General features: G+C 38.2%; 18 protein-coding genes and 1 pseudogene. 15 read left to right on the top strand and 4 right to left on the bottom strand.

Annotation, left to right across the window (positions count from 1 at the left end; translation table 11 throughout):
* The first annotated feature begins 39 nt into the window (after positions 1-39).
* From FVA72_RS11670 to FVA72_RS11660, 5 genes and pseudogenes are all read left to right on the top strand, one after another.
* On the top strand, positions 40-702 hold the full coding sequence (locus FVA72_RS11670; RefSeq protein WP_004255002.1) for a fimbrial biogenesis chaperone: 663 nt from the start codon (positions 40-42) through the stop codon (positions 700-702).
* A gap of 11 nt (positions 703-713) precedes the next feature.
* Positions 714-908, top strand: a complete 195-nt coding sequence (locus FVA72_RS22045; RefSeq protein WP_310889346.1) for a hypothetical protein — start codon at positions 714-716, stop codon at positions 906-908.
* A 12-nt stretch (positions 909-920) separates the two neighbouring features.
* Positions 921-1,244: pseudogene (locus FVA72_RS22040) on the top strand (FimD/PapC N-terminal domain-containing protein); the annotation flags it as partial.
* Positions 1,227-3,200, top strand: a complete 1,974-nt coding sequence (locus FVA72_RS11665; protein ID WP_336298897.1) for a fimbria/pilus outer membrane usher protein — start codon at positions 1,227-1,229, stop codon at positions 3,198-3,200. The pseudogene FVA72_RS22040 and the gene FVA72_RS11665, both read left to right, overlap by 18 nt.
* 8 nt (positions 3,201-3,208) lie before the next feature.
* A complete protein-coding gene (locus FVA72_RS11660) occupies positions 3,209-4,225 on the top strand; it encodes a fimbrial protein (RefSeq protein ID WP_110591674.1) in 1,017 nt (338 codons plus the stop codon).
* A gap of 125 nt (positions 4,226-4,350) precedes the next feature.
* Here the strand turns inward: FVA72_RS11660 and pyk are convergent, their stop codons facing one another.
* Both pyk and FVA72_RS11650 read right to left on the bottom strand, forming a co-directional pair.
* Positions 4,351-5,793 (bottom strand): pyruvate kinase, encoded by a 1,443-nt coding sequence (pyk, locus tag FVA72_RS11655; RefSeq protein WP_110591675.1) that lies wholly within the window; start codon positions 5,791-5,793, stop codon positions 4,351-4,353.
* A gap of 200 nt (positions 5,794-5,993) precedes the next feature.
* Positions 5,994-6,839 carry a MurR/RpiR family transcriptional regulator gene (locus FVA72_RS11650; protein ID WP_004254990.1) on the bottom strand — a complete coding sequence of 282 codons (846 nt, stop codon included), beginning with the start codon at positions 6,837-6,839 and terminating at the stop codon, positions 5,994-5,996.
* A 472-nt stretch (positions 6,840-7,311) separates the two neighbouring features.
* On the opposite strand from FVA72_RS11650, the gene zwf reads away from it, so the two are divergent.
* Positions 7,312-8,787, top strand: a complete 1,476-nt coding sequence (zwf, locus tag FVA72_RS11645; RefSeq protein WP_004254987.1) for a glucose-6-phosphate dehydrogenase — start codon at positions 7,312-7,314, stop codon at positions 8,785-8,787.
* A 105-nt stretch (positions 8,788-8,892) separates the two neighbouring features.
* On the opposite strand, the gene pdxK is transcribed toward zwf, so the two are convergent.
* Positions 8,893-9,741, bottom strand: coding sequence for a pyridoxine/pyridoxal/pyridoxamine kinase (pdxK, locus tag FVA72_RS11640; protein ID WP_110591676.1), 849 nt, complete (start codon positions 9,739-9,741; stop codon positions 8,893-8,895).
* Between the two features lie 634 nt (positions 9,742-10,375).
* Here pdxK and mdtJ point away from each other — a divergent pair.
* Together mdtJ and mdtI are read left to right on the top strand one after the other, a co-directional pair.
* Positions 10,376-10,804, top strand: a complete 429-nt coding sequence (gene mdtJ / locus FVA72_RS11635) for a multidrug/spermidine efflux SMR transporter subunit MdtJ (protein WP_004254982.1) — start codon at positions 10,376-10,378, stop codon at positions 10,802-10,804.
* Between the two features lies 1 nt (position 10,805).
* Complete coding sequence (gene mdtI, locus FVA72_RS11630; RefSeq protein ID WP_110591677.1) at positions 10,806-11,138, top strand: multidrug/spermidine efflux SMR transporter subunit MdtI; 333 nt, start codon at positions 10,806-10,808, stop codon at positions 11,136-11,138.
* A 156-nt stretch (positions 11,139-11,294) separates the two neighbouring features.
* On the opposite strand, the gene FVA72_RS11625 is transcribed toward mdtI, so the two are convergent.
* The gene (locus tag FVA72_RS11625; protein ID WP_110591678.1) at positions 11,295-11,642 is read right to left on the bottom strand and encodes a RidA family protein; all 348 of its coding nucleotides are present in this window, start codon (positions 11,640-11,642) and stop codon (positions 11,295-11,297) included.
* 149 nt (positions 11,643-11,791) lie between these two features.
* On the opposite strand from FVA72_RS11625, the gene FVA72_RS11620 reads away from it, so the two are divergent.
* From FVA72_RS11620 to FVA72_RS11590, 7 genes are all read left to right on the top strand, one after another.
* The gene (locus tag FVA72_RS11620) at positions 11,792-13,717 is read left to right on the top strand and encodes an ATP-dependent DNA helicase (protein WP_094962976.1); all 1,926 of its coding nucleotides are present in this window, start codon (positions 11,792-11,794) and stop codon (positions 13,715-13,717) included.
* 94 nt (positions 13,718-13,811) lie between these two features.
* Complete coding sequence (tsaB, locus tag FVA72_RS11615; RefSeq protein WP_096864866.1) at positions 13,812-14,510, top strand: tRNA (adenosine(37)-N6)-threonylcarbamoyltransferase complex dimerization subunit type 1 TsaB; 699 nt, start codon at positions 13,812-13,814, stop codon at positions 14,508-14,510.
* Positions 14,511-14,755: 245 nt separating this feature from the next.
* Entirely contained in the window at positions 14,756-15,358 is a 603-nt protein-coding gene (locus tag FVA72_RS11610; protein ID WP_110591679.1) for a Slp family lipoprotein, read from the top strand.
* Between the two features lie 430 nt (positions 15,359-15,788).
* On the top strand, positions 15,789-17,477 hold the full coding sequence (gene fadD, locus FVA72_RS11605; protein WP_096863690.1) for a long-chain-fatty-acid--CoA ligase FadD: 1,689 nt from the start codon (positions 15,789-15,791) through the stop codon (positions 17,475-17,477).
* Positions 17,478-17,561: 84 nt separating this feature from the next.
* The gene (rnd, locus tag FVA72_RS11600; protein WP_110591680.1) at positions 17,562-18,683 is read left to right on the top strand and encodes a ribonuclease D; all 1,122 of its coding nucleotides are present in this window, start codon (positions 17,562-17,564) and stop codon (positions 18,681-18,683) included.
* A 441-nt stretch (positions 18,684-19,124) separates the two neighbouring features.
* The gene (locus FVA72_RS11595) at positions 19,125-19,868 is read left to right on the top strand and encodes a Slam-dependent surface lipoprotein (RefSeq protein WP_110591681.1); all 744 of its coding nucleotides are present in this window, start codon (positions 19,125-19,127) and stop codon (positions 19,866-19,868) included.
* 87 nt (positions 19,869-19,955) lie between these two features.
* A complete protein-coding gene (locus FVA72_RS11590; protein ID WP_110591682.1) occupies positions 19,956-21,368 on the top strand; it encodes a surface lipoprotein assembly modifier in 1,413 nt (470 codons plus the stop codon).
* Positions 21,369-21,379 lie beyond the last annotated feature (11 nt).

Raw genomic sequence — 21,379 nt, 5'->3', positions numbered from 1 at the left:
TGGTTACTCTCCTTCTTATTTCAATATAATGGTTGTTTTATGAAAAAAATATTTTTTTCAATCTGTATATGTTTTTTTTCTATAACTAGCACCTCTCAAGCCTCAGGGATTAGTGTAGGTGGAACACGTTTTGTCTATGAAGAAAATAAACGTGAAATTGATATTCCTATTTTCAATAGTGATAAAGAAAAACCTTTTTTAATTCAAAGCTGGGTATCACCATTTGGCGGAGAGGGGAAAGCACCATTTATTGCCATACCACCATTATTTCGTATTGAGCCAGATACAAATGGTTCAGCTAGAATTTCTTATATAGGTGAGTCTATCGGTTCAAATACTGAACAAATTTATTTGCTTAATATCAAATCAATACCACCAAAAAATAATAGTATTGAGAATGAACTACAGATAATCATAAATTCACAGTTTAAATTATTTTTAAGGTCGAAAGATATAGAGCCATTCGACTTTAAAAAAATTTTTTTAGTTGAGAAACCAGATGGGATTATGATTGATAACCAAACTCCATATCACTTATCAATCAAAAATATCCTTGACAATGGCAGGGTCATTGACGGTGCTAGTTTAATATATCCATTCAAAAATGACTATATCATTAAGAAAAAAATAAATAATGGTGACTCAATAGTTGTTCAATTTATCAATGACTATGGCGCTATTATAGAGAAAAAAACCAAATAAGAGTCTCTAAGATGCCAGTTTTTTGTAAAAAAAATACGCTTATGTATTCTAATGTTTTTACTGCGATTAGCTTAATATTTTATATCAATAATACAATTGCTAAAGATATTTTTGATATTAATGCAATTAATTCCGGAATGGAAAACCAAGTCGCAGATATAAATAGTTTAGGCTACCTATCATCTGCGGGAGGGCAATTGCCATGAGATTATTTTGTTGATATCTATATAAATGATAAATTGGTTGATAACAAGAATATAAGGTTTTTATTTGATGATAAAGCTAAAAAATTATCTCCTGAAATAACAAAAAAAATGCTGCTAAACTGGGGCGTGAAAAACTCAGCAAGTGAAAAGTTTTCAGCAAGTGGAGAGGACGAATATTTGAATGACATTAGTAAAATTATTCCCAGTGCTAATTATCAATACAGATTTGAAACCCAACAATTACAAATTAGTATCCCACAAATTGGATTAGAAAATACGAGTAGAGGCTATATTGAACCAAAGGAATGGGACGATGGAATCACCGCTACATTTGTTAACTACACAGTTCGGTTTAATAAACATTGGTACCAAAATAAGAATAATAGCGATAATTCGTTCTTAGGTTTAAGAAGTGGTATTAATATGGGCGCTTGGCGTTTCCGTAATCATAGTACCTACAGTAAAACGACATATGAAACGAATTGGAATAATCTACAAACTTATGTAGAACGTGATATTCGTAGCTTAAAAAGCCGCTTAACGATTGGTGAAATATCCTCTGATAATGGCGTAATAGAGAGCCCCCCTTATCTTGGAGTGAAGCTAGTATCTGATGAAAGTATGTTACCTCAAAGTGAAAGGGGTTTTGCACCTACAGTGACTGGTCTTGTACAATCAAACGCGATTGTTACTATCAGCCAAAATGGCAACGTGATTTATCAAACCACCGTGCCGCCGGGTAGGTTTGCGATTAATGATTTGTATCCAACGTCATATATTGGTGATCTTGAGGTCACAATTGAAGAAGCTAATGGCACGGTAAGGTCTTTTATTCAGCCTTTCTCTGCAGTGCCAATGATGCAAAGAGCCGGCACATTAAAATATAGCGTAGATATTGGTAAATATAATGTTGATGGTGCACGCCGTAAACCTAATTTTGCGCAAGCATCAGCAATTTACGGCTTGCCATATAACTTATCCGTTTATGGAGGTTTCTTAGTTTCTCAAGACTATCAAGTCTACACAATAGGTGCTGGAGTAAATTTAGGCAAAATTGGCGCGATATCAACAGATATTACAGAAGCATCGGTACAATTGATTGATAAAAAGAGTGCGAAAGGGCAAGCGTATCGAATTCAATATTCGAAATACATTCCAAATACAGGCACTTCTTTTTCTTTGGCGTCATATCGTTACTCAACAAAAAACTATTATGATTTTTCTGATTTGAATAATTATCTTTATAATATGGGGCGAAAAAAACAACAGTTTCAAGCATCAGTCTCTCAGTCACTTGACGAAATCGGTTATTTATCGGTGAATGGTTACCAGCAATATTATTGGGACAAAAGTGGTTCTGATAAAAGTTTAACAATGAGTTTTAGCTCTAATTATAATTCATTGAATTACAGCGTTGCTTATTCTTATATTAAACAAGACTATTCAAAAACAAATGACCAAATGCTGTCATTCAATTTAAGTATTCCTTTTGATTTGGGTCGAAAAAATAATTGGGCTAACTATAGCTATAGTACCAGCAAAAATGGAGATTCGATTAGCTCATTAAGTTTTAATGGTATGCAATTAGTAGATAATAATTTGCAGTATAACCTTACGCAAAGATATAACCATAGCCGTAATGAATTTAGCAGTTCCGTTAGTGCAAACTATATAGTTTCATCAGGAGAATACAGTTTGGGTTATAACTATGACCCTAAATATCATGCTATCGATTTCAGTGCAACGGGAGCACTATTATTGCATTCTGGCGGGTTAACGACCTCTCGTACTATCTATGATTCTGCAGTGCTCGTTAAAGCAGAAGATATAGACAATTTAAAAGTAAATAACGCGCAATCACTTTACACTAATTCGTCAGGTTATGCAGTAATTCCCACAGTGACTCGTTATGAACGAAATAAAATTAGTGTCGATACTGCAACATTAAGTGGCAATAATGATGTTGCGATTAATACAACGACAGTCGTTCCTACTCAAGGTGCGATTGTATTAGCTAATTTCCAAGCAAAACGGGGTGCTAGAGTTTTATTAAAACTCAAGTATGCGGGAAAAGCAATTGTATTTGGTACACAAGTTTCTGTTATGGAAAGTGAGGAACAAGTTACAGGCGGTATTGTTGCAAATGATGGGGAAGTTTATTTAAGTGGCGTTCCAGAGCAAAGCAAGATAATAGTGAAATGGGGCAACGGTAATAATCAACAATGTACAGTTCCACTTTTATTATCATTAGAGAATGAAAAAATTCAGTTTATAGAACGAGTTTGTGAATAGGAGTTATCATGAAAAATTTAGGTCTAAAAATAGGCATTTCGTTCCTTTTATATTCACAATTCGGGGCTACTGAATTTAGGGCTGAATTTACCAGCCAATTAGTTAATCCGAATAAAACACTTTATGTATCACGAACTTTACCAGTAGGTACTTTTATTGGTTCTATTGATTTAGGAACCCACTCTCCATGGACGTGGTGGAATGTGACGGGTAATACAGAAGTTGGAATTTACGTACCAATCGAACCAGGAAATTCAAGGTATATTCCGGGTATAGGTTATGTTAGAGAAATTAATAGTTCAGGCGTTGGTTATACTTTGCATGGTACAGTAATGAGCCCTTGCTCTGGTTTTGCATATGTTGATGGGGTAAATACGAAAGATGGAAATAATAATAATAGATTTATATGTGGCTCTAATGCATCTTCAGCAACGTATACTGTAAAATTAAGGGCGGATTTTTATAAAGTTGGTAATAATGTTAAAAGCCAAACTTTACCAATATCTAATGCTGCGATGTTAATTTTATTCCACAATGGTTTCATTACTACAGATTTATATGGGAGGTTCGAACCCAAAGTAAATATGGGGCCAATCAATGTTATTTCGAGTGGTTGTGAAGTCAAAAATAAATCAATAGACGTACCATTCGGTAACGTTAGTAAATTGTCATTTACAGATGTTGGTTCAACGAGTTCTGAGAGCAAGCAAAATTTTCAAATTGAATTAGATTGTGACCCTATATCTCCGATAAAAATTACGTTTATTGGAACTCAAGATTCAAGTCAAACACCAGGGGCAATCGCACTTAATAATTTAGCCGATGAAAATACAGCGAAAGGTTATGCCATCCAAGTAAAGCACAACGGTATACCCATTAAGCTTAATCAATTAATACCGCTCGCCAATAAAAATGACATAGGGCAATACAACATTCCGTTGGAAGCCGCGTATATCCAAACTCAATCTGCAACGGCAGCTGGGAAAGCGAATGGTACGCTACAATTTAACCTACAATATCATTAAATGCTATTTTCTCTGTATTTTACGCAAGTGATGCAGAGCTATACTTTCTTGTGTTAATTCTTTTTTAAGTTAGATAGCGTTTCAATATAAAGGAAAGCCCCCACCCATAGGCGAGGGCTAAAAGATTATTCAACTTCTAGAATACGACAAGTATTCGTGCTACCTACAGTGCCCATTAAGTCACCTTGGGTGACAAGAACCACGTCACCACTCATTAAATAGCCGTTATCACGTAAACGCGTGACAGCTTCATTGGCAGCCGCAATACCATCTGTATGGGTGCTACAGAAAACAGGTGTAACACCACGATAGAGAGAACATTGATTAAGGGTTTTTTCATGACGAGACATGGCAAAAATAGGTAAACCAGAGCTGATCCGAGACATCATACGAGCAGTACGGCCAGACTCAGTCATTGCTATGATAGCTTTAACCCCTTTAAGGTGGTTAGCTGCATACATTGTTGACATTGCAATTGCTTCTTCAGGGCTATTAAACTCCGCATCTAAACGGTGTTTAGACACATTTAGGCCCGGCATTTTTTCTGCGCCAAAACAAACCTGCGCCATCGCGGCTACCGTTTCTGCTGGGTACTGGCCTGCAGCGGTTTCAGCAGAAAGCATAACGGCATCAGTACCATCCAACACCGCATTCGCAACGTCCATGACTTCGGCTCGCGTTGGCATTGGGTTAGTGATCATCGATTCCATCATTTGTGTTGCGGTTATAACAACACGGTTTAATTGGCGAGAGCGGCGGATCAATTTTTTCTGGACAGCGACTAATTCAGGGTCGCCAATTTCCACTCCGAGGTCACCACGAGCAACCATAACGACATCAGAAGCGAGAATAACTTCATCCATCACCTCATCATTGGCAACGGCTTCTGCACGTTCTACTTTAGCAACAATTTGGCATTCACAACCTGCACCACGAGCTAATCGGCGTGCATAATCTAAATCTTCACCTGAGCGAGGGAATGAAACAGCTAAGTAATCAACATTAATTTTTGCAGCAGTTTTTATATCTTCTTTGTCTTTTTCTGTTAATGCTTCAGCTGAAAGACCGCCACCGAGTTTATTAATACCTTTATTGTTAGATAGTTGGCCACCAACAGTAACTTCTGTAAATACCTGTAACCCTTTGACTTCAAGGACTTTCAATTGTACTCGGCCATCATCAAGAAGCAAAATATCACCTGGAACGACATCGGCAGGTAAGCCTTTATAGTCGATACCTACTTTCTCTTGGCAGCCTTCACCTTTACCTAAATTGGCATCAAGAATGAATTTATCGCCAATATTTAGGAACACTTTACCATCTTTAAAAGTAGAAACACGAATTTTAGGACCTTGCAAATCACCGAGGATCGCAACGTGACGTCCTAAACGAGCGGCAATCTCACGTACTTTGTTCGCACGTAATAGATGGTCTTCTGGAGTTCCGTGGGAGAAGTTAAGGCGAACAACGTTGGCGCCAGCGTTGATAATTTTTTCAAGGTTATTATCGCGATCTGTAGCTGGACCAAGAGTTGTAACAATTTTAGTTCTTCTAAGCCGTCTAGACATGTATTACTCCGTTGACCTGTAATGGTGTTGATAAAAGAGTGAAACCATTTCACTCCATTTCGAAACCTGTTTACTGCAAATAGGGATGCTGACACGAGCACAGTTATTATATACAGCCAATTTCTTAATGCTATCAGGTCTGTAAAACTATTAAAGCCTGAAAAGCAAAGAAAAGCATTTATACAGCCAATTTATTGCCTTTAGATGCTATCAAACCGCGAATCACGTAATGCTTCTTTGACGCGCTTCAAGTTATCTCTAAATTTTTCACCTCTTCTTAACGTAAAACCCGTTGTTAGTACATCAATGACAGCGAGCTGCGCCATTCTTGATACCATTGGCATATAGATATCAGTATCTTCAGGAACATCAATAATGATAGATAAGGAAGCGGCTTGAGAGAGAGGTGAGTTTTCTGAGGTAATTGCAATTATAGTCGCGTCATTTTCCCGTGCTAAACGTGCCATATCAACTAATGCTTTGGTTCTTCCTGTATGGGAAATGAGCACAATAACATCTCCTTCATTACTATTGATACAGCTCATACGTTGCATGACAATATCATCGAAGTATATGACAGGAATATTAAAGCGGAAAAACTTATTCATTGCGTCGTGTGCGACAGCAGCAGAGGCACCAAAGCCAAAAAAACTGATTTTCCGAGCTTGAGTTAATAAATCAACAGCACGATTTATTGCACTGATATCTAATGTGTGTTTTACATTATCTAATCCAGCCATAGCAGATTCAAAAATCTTATGAGTATAGGTATTTACTGTATCGGTTTCTTCTATATGGCGGTTAATATAGGGAGTGCCGTTAGCTAAATTTTGTGCTAGTCGTAATTTAAAATCAGGGAATCCTTTCGTATCCATTTTTCGACAAAATCGGTTTACTGTTGGCTCGCTAACATCAGCTAATTGCGCAAGTGTGGCGATACTGAGATGAATGGCATTTTGTGGCATACCTAGAATAACCTCAGCCACCTTTTTTTCTGATTTACTTAAAAAATCGAGACTTGTCTTCATTTGTTCTAAAATATTCATATAGCAAAAGCGCCTATTTCATCGAAAGGAGAAATTTTTGAGTCATCACGTTATCCTATTATTGATTTTAAATTTCTTGCTGTGATGTCGTAATAGAGAGTGAAAATATACTATGTATGATATGTAAGCTATCTGAATACAGGTGATAAGTAGCAGCTTTTTATGAAACTTTGACCCGTATCTAATTTTCAGAATAGTAAACATCCTACCTATTTTGTTATTTTTTTACGGAAGCTGTCTCCATTCAGTTAAATCGCATCTTTTTAATACACTAAAAATTATTCAGTGTGTAACATAAGATTAAACAGACAATATGTTGTTTTTTTCATCATAAAAACTGTGATCGGTATCATGAACATTTACTGGGCACTAGCAACAGGGTACATTAGCGGAATTAGGGCTAATTTTAACAAAATTACAATAAGGCCTATCCTAGTTAGGTCTTACATTCCGCAAATTGAGGAGAACCAATATGGCGGTACATAATGCTGCTCAAGCTTGTGACTTAATTATTTTTGGCACCAAGGGAGACCTCGCTCGTCGTAAGCTGCTGCCATCGCTTTATCAGTTAGAAAAAGCAGGTTACATTCATCCAGACACGCGCATTATTGGTGTTGGTCGTGCTGAATGGAGTCAAGATGATTATGTCCACTTTGTCAAAGAAGCGTTAGATAAGTTCTTAAAAGAAGATCTCGATTCAGCATTGTGGGAAAAACTAAGCGCTCGCTTGGATTTTTGTAACTTAGACGTTAACCAGACTGAAAGTTTTGTGCGTTTAGCTGAAATGTTAAAACAAGATGCACAACCCGCTATCCATTACTTTGCTATGCCACCGAGTACTTTTGGTGCTATGTGTCAAGGGTTGGGTCATGCTAAATTAAATAAAAAGCCAAATCGCGTTGTCATGGAAAAACCACTGGGAACGGATTTAGCGTCGTCACAAGAAATTAATAATGAGGTGGCTAAGTATTTTGATGAAAGCCAAGTCTATCGTATTGACCACTATCTTGGTAAAGAAACCGTTTTAAACTTACTCGCATTGCGTTTTGCAAACTCGTTATTTATCAATAACTGGGACAACCGCACTATTGATCATGTCCAAATCACGGTTGCAGAAGAAGTAGGAATCGAAGGTCGTTGGGGGTATTTCGACCAAGCAGGCCAAATGCGTGATATGGTACAAAACCACTTATTGCAAATCTTAACGATGATTGCCATGTCACCACCGGCAGATTTAACCACTGACCGTATTCGCGATGAAAAAGTGAAAGTCTTACGTTCTTTACGTCGTATCGACCATACAAATGTGCGTGAAAAGGCAGTACGAGGGCAATATACCTCTGGTTTTGTTCAAGGTAAAAAAGTCCCTGGATATTTAGAAGAAGAGGGTGCGAACAAGCAAAGTATGACCGAGTCATTCGTTGCTTTGCGTGTTGATATCGATGATTGGCGTTGGGCAGGTGTACCTTTCTATTTACGTACGGGTAAGCGCCTACCTGCAAAATGTTCTGAAGTTGTTGTTTATTTTAAAAAACCAGCATTGAATATTTTCTCTGAAAGTTATCAAGACCTGCCTCAGAATAAATTAACTATTCGTTTGCAGCCAGACGAAGGGATTGATATTGAAATTATGAATAAGGCACCAGGCCTTGATCATAAACACCGTTTACAAACCACTAAATTGGATTTAAGTTTCTCTGAAACTTTCAACCAGACTCACCTTGCAGATGCTTATGAGCGTTTATTACTTGAAGCCATGCGTGGCATTCAAGCACTGTTTGTTCGCCGCGATGAAGTAGAAGAAGCATGGAAATTTGTTGATTCTATTATAGATGCATGGGCAATGGACAATGAAGCGCCTAAGCCATATCAAGCAGGGACTTGGGGGCCGATTGCATCTGTTGCGATGATCGCACGCGATGGCCGTTCATGGAATGAGTTTGAATAGTATTATCAATATTTGAAATATTAGGTAGTATATTGACTAAAATGGCGGGGTAATCCCGCCATTTATCTTTGTTTATCATATTGTTAGGTATGGCTACATAGGATATTAAAGGATTAATTCGCTACGTCCTGTCGCTGCCATATGGATAATCGCTTGCTCGATGCGTAAACATGCCATTTTAGCGGCATCAGGAACGGATAGTCCCGCTAATAACTGAGCGGTGAGTTCAGCACCAAATAAATCCCCCGTTCCTTTTGGTGTGACAGGGTAACGTTTGTGGCGGATTACGGCCACGTTATCTTGGGTAACACAAACGACTTCAATGTTGTCGTCATCAGGCTGGAAAGCACTTGTGATGATTACCCACTGTGTATTTCCCTTTAATAAGCTACGGGCTGCAGCCGTAGCATCATCCAAGTTATGGACTTGTTTGCCACTTAACGTCATGAGCTCGAATTTGTTTGGAATAATACCTGTAGCTAAAGGAATGACTTTATCGCGGTATACCTCGGCAATTTCGGGTGGAATATAAAAACCGCTGTCTTCATCTCCCATGACTGGGTCAACAATAACCGGTAGTGCCGTTCTTTCTTTACGAACTAGAGTTAACCAGTTTGCTAAGTCTTGGGCTTTTTCTGGGGAACCTAGATAACCAGTCAAAATAGCTCTCACAGAATTTAAGCTACCCCGCTCAACAAAACCGTTTAAATAACCACGAAACCACTCACCAGGCAACTCACCACCATAACAAGTTGTATAGTGAGGCGTATTACTAAGTACTACAGTAGGTACTGCCGCAACACGTAAACCTTGTTTTGTCAAGGCTGGAACGGCAATGCTATTTCCAACACTGCCATAAATAACTTGTGACTGAATTGAAATAACATCATAAGGTAATGGCGTTGCATCAGCGGAATTTTGGAAACTATTGGAGGTAAGGCTAAAGGCGTTCATGGCTCTCTCTTCGGCATATTACAATCATATAGCTACTATAAGAAGCTTGTTCAATCAGGTTGTCAATGCTAAAAATCGAATAGCTTAGTTAAGGCGTGACGAGAGCATGAAAAGTGGAAAAAAGAGATTTTTTTATAAAATAATTCCAGTGAAAAATTTATCATCATCGCTTGTTTATTCGCGCAATAGTTGATAGCTCAAGGGTTGATTAGCATATTAATGAATAGTTATGCATATTTTTATTCAATACAAAAAATGTTTATATTCATTGACTTAATAAATTTGGCATGTTAAAAATAAACTGAAATTAACTATCAATATGAGGGTTCGGAGTAAATTGGGTAGATGTCTACCTGATGAAAAGAATAAGATATCATGCTTAGCTCAACTAGCGGCAAGATCAGCAAGTCCCAAAAAAGAACGACACACAGGCTTTTCCTTTCAGCTATCCTTTCCAGTGAACACTACTGGTGTGGTGCATTATAGCGTCTCTCTCGATTATTCATTTCGCTGAATAAACTCAGCAACACGTTGTTATTTATTTGAATTTTCAACAACTACGCAATAGTAATCTGTATTTTTTATCTGTACAAAAAATAGACTATTACGTGGCTATATATAGAGAGATATTATAATGATTTACTGGATATTTTTAGTATTAGCTATCGTAACTGAAGTTATCGGTACACTATCAATGAAACATGCCAGCGTCAGTGGTGATTTTACTGGTATGGTCGTGATGTATGTGATGATAGCAACATCATACATTTTACTTGCTGTTGCAGTTAAAAAAGTGGCATTAGGTGTCGCCTATGCACTATGGGAGGGTATCGGTATCCTTTTTATCACAACATTTAGTGTCATGTGGTTTGGAGAAACGCTATCACCGATGAAAATTGGGGGGTTAGTATTACTTATCACCGGTATTGGACTGATTAAATCAGGCACCAAGAAAACCACCGTTCGTCAATCTGCACAAAAAGTAAAACAAGTTACACAAAACGCGGTCAATGCAGCCAAAACAAATGCTTTAGTTGGACGCGAAGCTAAGTCGGAGGCGTAATATGGCCAGTCATTTTGAATGGTGGCATGCTGCGTTTTTGATCCTAGCAGTCATATTAGAAATCGCAGCCAACATTTTGTTAAAAATGTCGAATGGGTTTAAACGATACTGGATAGGTATTCTTTCTCTAATTGCGGTACTCGGAGCTTTCAGTGCATTAGCGCAAGCAGTAAAAGGAATCGAACTTTCAATTGCCTATGCATTATGGGGAGCATTCGGGATTATCGCGACAGTAGCAGCAGGTTGGATGCTTTTCAATCAACGGCTAAATTATAAAGGCTGGGGAGGGATTGTGTTATTGCTACTAGGAATGGTTCTCATCAAGATGTCGTAATGCTCGTCATATTTTGCAGTGTCGCGTTGTTGGCTACATTCGTTAACCCTAGTCACATACTTGTGTATGGTCCAAGGGGTTAACTCACTTGCCGCCTAGCAACATCACAAACTATTTAGAGCATGGATGGGCGCTAATCATTGGCGCCCATTTTAATCAATCAATTGCTGCAACAACCTTAATTTCGACTTTATATTCAGGCTTCATCAGTAATGCTTGGACAGTACAACGAACAGGTGCGCTTCCAGCAACAACCCATGCATCCCATGCTTGGTTCATCCCAGCAAAATCGGCTTTATCAGCGAGAAAAATGGTGGCATCAAGAATTTTACTTTTGTCTGAACCAACACGTTCAAGCATCACATCAATCGCCGCGAGTGTATTTGCTGTTTGGGCCACAATATCAGCGTCAAGATTTTCAGGAACACTGGTGTAGTAAATTACATTATTGTGAATGACAGCTTCAGACCAACGATTATCAGGGTCAATACGTTTGATAGTCATAATTATTCCTTATTATACATGTGGCTCAAGAATAACAGTTTGCAGGCTGGATGAAAATCAGTTGTTCAACGAAGTAATAATTACCTAAGCAGGGTTAAGAAACTCATGGTAAAGTGTGCCCTCATTATTCCTAATAAATAGGTCATGTAGTGCACGACGATTTTTCTGCGGATGGCTTTTTAGCCAGAACAATTCCTGGTTTTCAGCCTCGAGAAGCACAAGTTACGATGTCGAATGCAGTAACCGAGTCGATTGAGCAGCAGCATGTGCTGGTGGCGGAAGCGGGTACTGGAACAGGAAAAACATATGCTTATTTAGTTCCTGCATTGCGTAGTGGAAAAAAAGTCATTGTTTCTACGGGATCAAAAGCCTTACAAGATCAACTGTATCACCGAGACTTACCGACAATTATTGATGCGATGAATTACACTGGACGGACCGCGTTATTAAAAGGGCGTTCGAATTATTTATGTTTAGAGCGATTAGACCAACAATCCCTCGGTGGTGGTAGTCTTGAACCGGAAATATTGTCTGCTGTTGTGAGGTTACGTAGTTGGTCCATTGAATCTGAGTTAGGTGATACGAGCACTTGTCATGATATTGCGGAGGACAGCCCAGTTTGGCCGTTAGTGACTAGCACCAATGATAATTGTCTTGGAAGTGATTGCCCACGTTATCAAGAATGTTTTGTCTTAAAAGCACGACGTAAAGCTTTAGAAGCGGATATTGTCGTTGTGAATCACCATTTATTTATGGCTGATAGAGTCGTGAAAGACACAGGTTTTGGAGAGTTAATTCCCCAAGCAGAGGTCATGATTTTTGATGAAGCGCACCAAATTCCTGATATAGCCAGCCAATATTTTGGTCAGCAACTAAGTAGTCGCCAATTGCTTGATCTGGCACGCGATATGATTATGGCCTATCGAACTGAGTTAAAAGACCAAGTGCAACTGCAAAAAAGTGCAGATAGGCTCACTCAAAGTACGCTAGATTTCCGGCTCAATTTGGGGGAAAACAGTTTTCGTGGCAATTTACGTGATTTACTAAAGCGCCCTGAAGTACAAAGGGCATTGACATTACTTGATGATTCTCTTGAACTTTGTTACGAAGTGATCAAAACCACTTTGGGCCGTTCACAGAGCTTAGACTCTATTTTTGAGCGTGTTACTATTTACCGAAATCGTTTGAACCGTTTAAAAGATGTGACAATTGCAGGCTACAGCTATTGGTTTGAAAGTTATGGTCGCCATTTTTTACTGGCACTAACGCCATTAACGGTTGCAGATAAATTCAGCGAAATGATCGCAAGTACGCCAGCCAGTTGGGTATTTACATCAGCAACTTTGTCGGTAAATGAAAAACTAAGTCACTTCACTGACCGTTTAGGTCTAGCCACGGCAAAAACGCTATTATTAGCCAGCCCATTTGATTATCAAAGCCAAACTTTATTATGTGTTCCGCGTTTTTTACCCGAACTCAATCAACGAGGCCTCGCACAAAAATTGGCAACCATGCTACGACCTATGATTGAAAAAAATCAGGGACGTTGCTTCTTTTTATGTACATCACACCTGATGATGCGTGAATTGGCCGAGGAATTTAAATCTTCATTGACATTACCAGTTCTAATGCAAGGGGAAAGCAGTAAAAACAAACTGTTATCTCAGTTTATTGCTGCGGGGAATGCTGTTTTAGTTGCCACTAGTAGCTTTTGGGAGGGGGTTGATGTGCGAGGTGATGAATTGACTTGTGTCATTATCGATAAACTCCCATTTACTGCCCCTGATGACCCGCTATTAAGAGCGCGCATCGAAGATTGTGAATTACGGGGTGGAGAACCATTCTCGGATGTCCAATTACCAGATGCAGTTATTACTTTAAAGCAAGGTGTAGGGCGGCTAATTCGAGACACTAGTGATTATGGTGTCATCGTTATTTGTGATAACCGTTTAGTGACTCGCCCTTATGGTGAGGTTTTTTTACGTAGCCTTCCGCCATCACCACGAACAAGAAGTATACAAAAAGCAATTGCATTTCTTGAAGAGAAAAGGCAAGAAGTTAATAGAGTGAGGTAAATCCCACCTTGTTTTTCTGCTATTCCTACGGCCGTTTATGTTAATATAATCGGCATCTTTTAATCAGAAACTATTAATTTGCCGGAGTTTAGGCATGTCGAGTCGTATTCTTGCTGTTGATACAGCAACAGAAGCCTGTTCAGTCGCACTTTGGTGTGAAGGTGACATTATTTCGCGTTTCGCGATTTCTCCTCGAGAGCACACACAAAAAATTTTACCGATGGTTGAGGAAGTTCTTGCAGAAGCTGGGATGGGGTTGAACCAGCTAGATGCATTGGCTTTCGGACGTGGTCCTGGTAGTTTTACGGGGGTTCGTATTGGTGTTGGTATTGCACAAGGGTTAGCACTAGGGGCTAATTTGCCCATGATTGGCGTTTCCTCTTTAATGACACTTGCTGAAGGCGCCTTTCGTATAATGGGGCATCATCAGGTATTAGTGGCTATTGATGCACGGATGTCAGAAATTTATTGTGCCCAATATCAGCGAACATCCGCAGGCCAATGGTTAGGTGAAGAAACTGAAGCAGTTCTACTTCCCGACGATTTTAAGAGCAAAGTGACAGGGCTTTCAGGGCTGTGGGGTTATGCAGGTACTGGGTGGGAGGCATATCCCTCATTGTTGAATGCATCAATTACATTAGCTAACAGTCATATTACGCTGCCTGATGCGCAAGATATGTTACCCATTGCTGCTCAATTATGGCAACAGGGAAAAGTGGTTGCCGTTGAAAATGTTGAACCTACTTACCTGCGTAATGAAGTTACATGGAAAAAATTGCCTGGTCGTGAATAATACACAGAAAATTAATTGATGTTGAATTGGCTATATCAGGTGATATGGCCAATTTTTTATATTACACACAAAACAAATCAAATATTGAATAATAAAAATACAAATCGAATCATTCAATAATTTAGGATATTATTAGGTGGTAAGATAATTCTTATGGCTACTTTTAACATATCGTGTTTTGTTTACTAAATGCTATTTAAAATTGTATTACCTGAATTTATAATATCGCTAATCGGAGGTGGTCTATGAATATTGAATTAAACTGCCGTAATGCACTTAAAGGTCTTTTTATTGCAAGCGTATTAGCGCTGACAGGGTGTGTTTCAATACCTGCTTCAATTCAAGGCTCGGTTCAAAACCCAACAGATAACTTAACATCGGTACAAAATGCTCCTGAAATGTATATTGGCCAAGAGGCGCGTTTTGGTGGGAAAGTCCTTGCAGTTGAAAACGAAGCAGCAAGAACACGTTTAGAAATTGCGGTGATGGCATTGAATAAATATGATGCAGCACCAGAGCTTAATTCCCCTTCAATTGGCCGCATTTATGCGTACTTAAATGGTTTTCGTGAGCCAAGTGATTTTACTAACCGTTATATCACTGTGGTGGGGAAAATCACGGGGGAACAGCAAGGGAAAGTAGGGCAAGTTCCTTATAAGTATGTCACGTTAGATGTAATAGGTTTCCAACGCTGGAATGTCGCACAAAGTGTTATGATCCCGCCGTCTGGCCCTTGGGGTTATGGTTATTATGGCGACCCGTATTTTTATAACCACCCATGGGGTTATGGTTATGGGTACGGTTATCCAGGAGGCCCAGTACCCGTACAAACTTATCTAACAGAATAACGATTATTTTTCTTTATTTAAAGGCCCCGATTATTGCGGGGTCTTTTTGTTTTCCGTAAAAAGATTATCTAAATAAGAGCTGATAAATAAGAGTGTTTAATAAAAGTATTAGCTAAAATTTAATCCCAGCAAAAGTGACTTCGGTTAATGTAATAGATTAAATCCCTTCTTAAGTGCGAGATAACCTTTCCAAAAATAGCGTAAAATCATGTATAATCAGGCAATCTTGTACAGATTTACATCTGTTTAACGAATTTAAGACAAACTAGGCGGCTTAGTCCGCCTAGTTTTTTCTTGAAGGAACAAAATTTATTTAGTGATAGACCTCTCAACCTTGACATTGTCTGTTTTTCAAACTGGTACGCTGAGTTAATAATTTGTTAAAAGAGATGTTGAGTATAATAACTTCACTAAATTCAGGAGTAACATTTTGGAAAAAATCTGGCTAAAAAATTACCCTGCTGATGTGCCGGAAGAAATCAATCCTGATAGCTTCGCTTCTCTAGCAGAGTTACTTGAAGATGCGGTCTCTCAATTTGCCGACCAACCTGCATTCATTAATATGGGAGCAGTGATGACTTATCGGAAACTTGAAGAGAGAAGTCGCGCTTTTGCCGCCTACTTACAAAATGGACTTGGTCTTAAAAAAGGGGATCGTGTCGCATTAATGATGCCAAACCTATTACAGTATCCGATTGCCCTGTTTGGGATATTGCGAGCAGGTATGGTGGTAGTCAACGTCAACCCACTTTATACCCCGAGAGAACTAGAGCACCAATTGAATGATAGCGGTGCAACCGCAATTGTAATTGTGTCGAATTTTGCACATACACTGGAAAAAATTGTTTTCAATACCAAAGTGAAACACGTCATTTTAACTCGTATGGGTGACCAGCTTTCACGTCCTAAAGCCACGATTGTTGATTTTGTTGTCAAATATGTAAAACGTTTAGTCCCTAAATATAACTTACCAGACGCCATCTCCTTTCGCCGTGCCATGCATTATGGCTATCGTATGCAATATATTAAACCTAACATTGCTGGTGATGACTTGGCCTTTTTGCAATATACAGGTGGAACCACCGGTGTTGCTAAAGGGGCGATGTTAACTCATCGCAATATGTTAGCAAATATTGAGCAGGCAAGGGCAGCTTACGGGCCTGTACTGAAATTTGGTGCTGAATTTGTTGTCACCGCTTTACCGCTGTACCATGTTTTTGCATTGACAGTAAACTGCTTACTGTTTATCACTGTAGGGGGCGTTAACTTATTGATTACTAACCCTAGAGATGTACCGGACACCGTAAAACAATTAGGACGTTATCCGGTTACGTCAATTACCGGGGTTAATACCTTATTTAATGCATGGTTGCACAACGAAGAGTTTAAAAAACTGGATTTTTCGCGTTTACGTCTTTCGGTTGGTGGGGGGATGCCTGTTCAAAAAGCAGTTGCAGAAAAATGGCAAAAGCTCACTGGGAAACATTTACTCGAAGGGTATGGGTTAACGGAATGTGCGCCACTAGTTACAGGTAATCCTTATAATTTAACCAGTTATAGCGGAAGTATTGGTTTACCTGTTCCATCAACAGATGTTAAATTTCTTGATGATAACGGCAACGAAGTCGCTATTGGTGAACCTGGTGAAATGTGGGTAAAAGGCCCGCAAGTCATGAAAGGGTATTGGAACCGCCCTGATTCCACTGCGGATACGATAGTGGATGGTTGGTTAGCGACAGGGGATATCGCTGAAATTGATAGCGAAGGGTATATTCGTATTGTTGATCGTAAAAAAGATATGATCATCGTTTCAGGTTTTAACGTCTATCCAAATGAAATTGAAGATGTCATTTCTGCACATCCGGACGTGATAGAATGCGCTGCAATTGGTGTACCTAGTGAAAGTACAGGCGAAGCGGTTAAAGTTTTCGTTGTAACGAAAAATGCGAATTTAACGGGTGATGAGCTAAAAACCTTTTGCCGCCGTTCATTAACCGCGTATAAAGTCCCTAAGATATTTGAATTTCGTGATGAATTACCAAAATCTAACGTGGGTAAAATTTTACGTAAAGACCTACGTGATGAAGAAAAATTGCAAAGAGAAAAATCACAAGTATGATTGTGGTTTAGTCGTAAATTATAAATAGATGACGCCGGTTTTAGCCGGCGTCATTGTGATGAAAATAACAAAGAGAAACTTGTTTTGAATTATCGTTTAGTAACTACAGATAGCGAATTAGCCCAAGTATGCCAAGAGGCGAGTAATGCACCATGGCTCGCTTTGGATACCGAGTTTGTTCGTACCCGAACATATTACCCACAACTAGGTTTGCTACAGCTATATGATGGAAAGCAAGTTTCGTTAATTGACCCATTATTAATGACGGATTTTAGCCCGTTCAAAGCACTTTTAACGAATCCTGAGCAACTTAAATTTTTACATGCAGGTAGTGAAGACTTAGAAGTGTTTATGCATGATTTTGATTGTGTCCCTGAGCCGATGATCGACACACAAGTTGTGGCGGCATTTTTAGGTTATCCAATTTCTTGTGGTTTTGCATCATTGGTTGCTGAACATTTAGGTATTGAACTAGACAAAAGTGAATCACGGACAGACTGGCTTGCGCGTCCTCTGAGCGAAAAACAATGCGATTATGCAGCCGCAGATGTGCTGTATTTGCTGCCATTAGCTGAAATTCTAATGGAAAAAGTGACTGAAGCGGGCTACTTGGAAGATGCCAAAGATGAGTGTCAACGTGTTGTGGCTCGTCGGCAAAAAGCCTTAAAGCCAGAAAAAGCCTACATGAATATCCATAATGCATGGCAGCTACGTGATGAACAGCTCGCTTGTTTGCAATTATTAGCCGAATGGCGTTTAAACCAAGCTAAAGCCCGCGATATGGCAGTTAACTTTGTAGTAAAAGAAGAGCATCTATGGAAAGTGGCTCGTTATTTACCGAGCTCTCTGGGTGAACTTGATGCACTTGGCTTAACTGGGCAGGAAATTCGTTGCCATGGCAAGCGCTTGTTAGCCATTGTCGAGCAAGCAAAGCAACTTGAAGAAAGTGAATACCCAACACCTGTAGCGAATATTACGGAACAGAGCCAATACAAAAGCTTATTTAAAGAAATTAAAGCGGTGGTCAAAGATATTGCTGAAAATGAAAAATTTAATGCAGAACTATTGGCTTCTAGGCGGCAAATTAACCAATTATTGTCGATTCATTGGGGTTTAAAATCTTCGGTTACACCTCCTGAACTGTTATCGGGGTGGAGAGGGCGATTACTCGCCGAGCCCATTACAAAGTTATTAGCAAACGAGTAATATATTAAGGTACAAGAAGAGAGCTTCTTGTACCTTATTTAAATAGCTTAGCTTATTTATAATCTTCAATCTTATCTTCATTTTTATTTATTATTCATTCAATAAACTTATAAAAATATACGTCACATTTACTTGTGGGTGTGTTTATCTTATTTTCACTCAAAATTTGTAATTACTCTTAAAATTCAATTAATCTTTAATGTAAAACGTAATAAATAAAACTATCCATTATAGGGTCTTTAATTAACCAGTTAAAAAATAAAAGGTTATTTTATTTTTATGGTTTAATAATAAAAAATTGAATTATATCCCTTACATTTGTAAATAAAAATCATTTTCATATACTGAATCTCGAACATTAAAGGAAAGAATAATCTTTTATTTAATGTGTTTCGTTAATAAACCAATCTAATTCAAACTTCTATTGAAGAGGATGAATAAATGAAAAAATTATCACTAATTACAGTCGCAGTATCTTTGTCTATATTTTCTGTTGGTGTTATGGCAGAAACGGAATCAGCACAAAGCTTAAAATATGATCTTGACCTAACAAACATTATTGTTGGTAAAACCCAATCAACCATGGGGCCACACGGTGGTAGTATTGGTGCACCGGGTATCGGTTCTCGCTTTATGAGAAATGGAAAAACAATTTCGTTCTCTGGTTTAAAAAACTTAGTCACGCAAAAGCCTGACAACGTGTATGTTTTGGAAAGTGGCGGTAGCCCGCACGGTGGAATGGGTAAGTTCCAATTTAGCCAGGTTGCAGATGCCGAGGTATATTTCGGTGATTGGTCACAAACTGGGGAAGCCGATGACGCAATGCACACGGTTTATTTCTCTGGTGAGAATGCAACGACAGAAGTGCCAACCAGTGGCCAAGCGACTTATACTATAGCGGGTATTAACCAGTTTGCAGGTGAAGAAAAACAGACGGGTTGGTTTAATGCTGACTTCGCGGATAAATCATATACAGGTGCATTAGAAGGAGTAAATAGCCACTCCATGGCAGGGGATATTAAAGAAGACGGTAAATTTAGCGGTACTGCCATTGCTAATGGAATACACCAAGGTGATAGTATGGGGCAACTCTTTGGTGATAATGCTGAACAAGTGGCGGGTATTCTCTCTTATGCGGATAACCGTGAGTTAGACACGGCATTTGGTGGCCAGAAAGACGAATAATTACTGAACATATAATTAGCTAAAAAAAGTAGGCAAAAGTGATTTTGTCTACTTTTTTATTTTTGTCATTAAAATGGTAGCCTAATCATGTTATTTTTTAATAAAAAAACACATTTAATATATTTGAGTTTATTATTACTTTTTTCTCTCCCTTCGGTATTGTCAGCTCAAGAGCTAAAAGGAGGAGTTATCGGTAATTTAAAAGATTATAGTAACAAAAAACATCAATCAGAAATAAATAATGTTAAATATAGTGAAAAAAATATCGACGAACTTGGTTTTATTCTTTATGATCTCATTCAGAAACAAGATTTTGACAAAATAAATGAAATTATTGGTAATTACGTTGACCATAAAGACCACGATAAAGAATTGGTTAAATATATTCATTCAGAAAGGGCGGTTTTAAATAAACAGTATGATTTAGCAATTAGCCTATATAATGAGATTTTAATTCACAAGCCTAATATGTTATTGGTTGAGTTAAAACTTGCACAAGCACTGACTTATGTTAAGCACTATGAATCAGCATTATCAATATATCAAAATGTCAAAGTTAAATATAAAGAAAGAATATCAAATGGGTTAACTAAATTTATTAAAAGTCAAATAATAGATTTAGAAAATAAAAATCGTTGGCAAGGTACGATTAAGTTAGGCTCAAGTTATGATTTTAATTTAAATGAAGCATCAAATAGCCGTGAGATGTACTGTTTTCGTAGTAAATGTATGAATAGTAGTAACCAGTCTATCGCTGGTGGAAAGTGGCATTATTATACTAAACTATCAAAGCGTTTTCCTCTAGTAGGAAACCACTCAACGGTACTCTCATTAGGTGTGGTTGGGGTGGAGCCAATGAAAACAGTCACGGCTAGAAAAACGAATATATATGTTACTGGGGGGTATCAATTTGATAACGCGAATACAAAGTTCTATATACAGCCTACCCTTGAGGCTAAATGGCATGATAACCAATACTATAATTTAAGCTTTGGGGGGAAAATAGCGGCAGAATACACATTGAGCCGTCGAGTAACATTTCTAAGTGATATTGAATATAAAAATAAAATTTACCCTTATAAGTATAGTTTTAATAACGGCGATAAATGGGTTTATTCAGTTACTGGTACCTATTTAATAAACCCTCGATTAATGGTTTTTGGCAGTTTTTATGGAGCTAACAGGAAAAAGCAATACGATAGTGAGAGCTATGTACAGTATGGGGTTAGGGTGGGTTTTTTAAAAGTAACCGAACTGTGTGATCTACTTGTTGCGATAGGTTATAAGCAAACAAATTTTGAACGGTTTGATGCATTTTTGAATGTAAAAAGAAAAGATCATAATGGGTATTTAAACACCCAATTAACATTTGATAAAAATAAAATATTAACTTTTACGCCTTCTATTTATTTTAATAGCCAAGTGAATAAAAGTATTGCAGATATTATTTATTCTTTTAAGCAAAGTGAAGTCGGTGTCAATTTCACCAAGAAATTTTAATTTTCACCGGA

The sequence above is a fragment of the Providencia sp. PROV061 genome (assembly GCF_011045655.1).
Taxonomy (GTDB): Bacteria; Pseudomonadota; Gammaproteobacteria; order Enterobacterales; family Enterobacteriaceae; genus Providencia; species Providencia hangzhouensis.
Note: the sequence above shows the minus strand (reverse complement) of the source record. Positions and strands in the feature narration are given on the sequence as shown.